Annotated in this window: 2 protein-coding genes; one reads left to right on the forward strand and one right to left on the reverse strand. The window is 42.9% G+C overall.

All coding sequences use genetic code 11. The features are described from left to right. Window positions 1-17 precede the first annotated feature (17 nt). Window positions 18-686 carry a carbonate dehydratase gene (gene can / locus AND4_RS19140; RefSeq protein WP_009844640.1) on the reverse strand — a complete coding sequence of 223 codons (669 nt, stop codon included), beginning with the start codon at window positions 684-686 and terminating at the stop codon, window positions 18-20. A 282-nt stretch (window positions 687-968) separates the two neighbouring features. Here can and AND4_RS19145 point away from each other — a divergent pair. After that, window positions 969-1,193 (forward strand): SulP family inorganic anion transporter (locus tag AND4_RS19145; RefSeq protein ID WP_009844641.1); only part of this gene is annotated, 225 nt, incomplete at its 3' end.

The following is a 1,193-nucleotide window of genomic DNA, read 5'->3' on the forward strand; positions in this document are numbered from 1 at the left end:
CTGGCTAATTTTGTTTTCTAGCGACAAAGTAATTGGTTGTCTGCATTGAGAATCGTTGATAGTGCTTTTTGGTAAGAAACCTCCACGGTCTCTTTTGAGTTGGAGCGAATGCCTAAGTATTCTAGGCGGCCATCTTCAATACCATAAACCACGCCATGAATTTCCACATCTTGGCCACGTTCCCATGCGTTTTGCATGATGGTGGAGTTACCTAAGTTGTAAACCTGTTCGGCAACGTTAATTTCCCCCAGCTTGTCTGCACGGTCTTCTAATGGCATTTGATCTAGGTAATTGCGATGTTTAAAGTAAAGATCACGAATGTGAAGTAGCCAATTGTTGATAAGGCCTAGTTGAGGGTTATCAATGGCAGCATTAACGCCGCCGCAGCCATAGTGACCGCAGACGATGATGTGTTTGACTTTCAATACATCAACCGCGTACTGCACCACAGAGAGGCAGTTTAGGTCGGTATGGATGACTTGGTTAGCCACATTGCGGTGAACAAATAACTCCCCCGAGAAAAGTCCAGTTAATCGCTCTGCAGGGACGCGACTATCTGAACATCCAATCCAAAGAAAATCGGGTTTTTGACCTTTTGCTAGCTTGGCGAAATATTCTGGATGATCAGATTTGATCTCTTCTGACCACTTAGAGTTATTTTCGAATAATTGTTTAATTTCCGGCATCTGACATCTACTTCCCTAAAACTAAAAAAACCAGCCAGCCACTATTGTTTATCAAGCGATTAGCGAAGTAACTATACACAATGTTACAAATTCGATCCCGATATATATTCATCTAAGAGGACTCATCTGACGAGTTCTCGCAGTGAAAGTCGTAAACTATGCAGATAGCATTCAGTATACGAATAAGTCTAGTAACTTCGTTGGGTTATTGTGTTTTTTTCTTTGACGAAATATTTGTTAAGTTGGTGGTATTTTGTCTTTTTAATGCAGGGAGCAAATTCAATGTTCGGTAGTCGCTTTAAGGATATCAACTTGAAAGGGGATCTGTTCGGTGGTGTAACAACAGCCATTATTTCACTTCCTCTTGCGTTAGCCTTTGGTGTGGCATCAGGCGCGGGGGCGGAAGCGGGGTTATGGGGTGCAATCATGGTGGGGCTTTTTGCTTCTTTGTTTGGTGGCTCTAATACCCTTATTTCTGAACCCACCGGGCCAATGACGGTGATCATG

This window comes from Vibrio sp. AND4 (assembly GCF_000171815.1).
Taxonomy (GTDB): Bacteria; Pseudomonadota; Gammaproteobacteria; order Enterobacterales; family Vibrionaceae; genus Vibrio.

Excerpts from the sequence above, each read along its gene's own strand:
- can (WP_009844640.1), bottom strand. The coding sequence starts at position 686 with ATGCCGGAAATTAAACAATTATTCGAAAATAACTCTAAGTGGTCAGAA.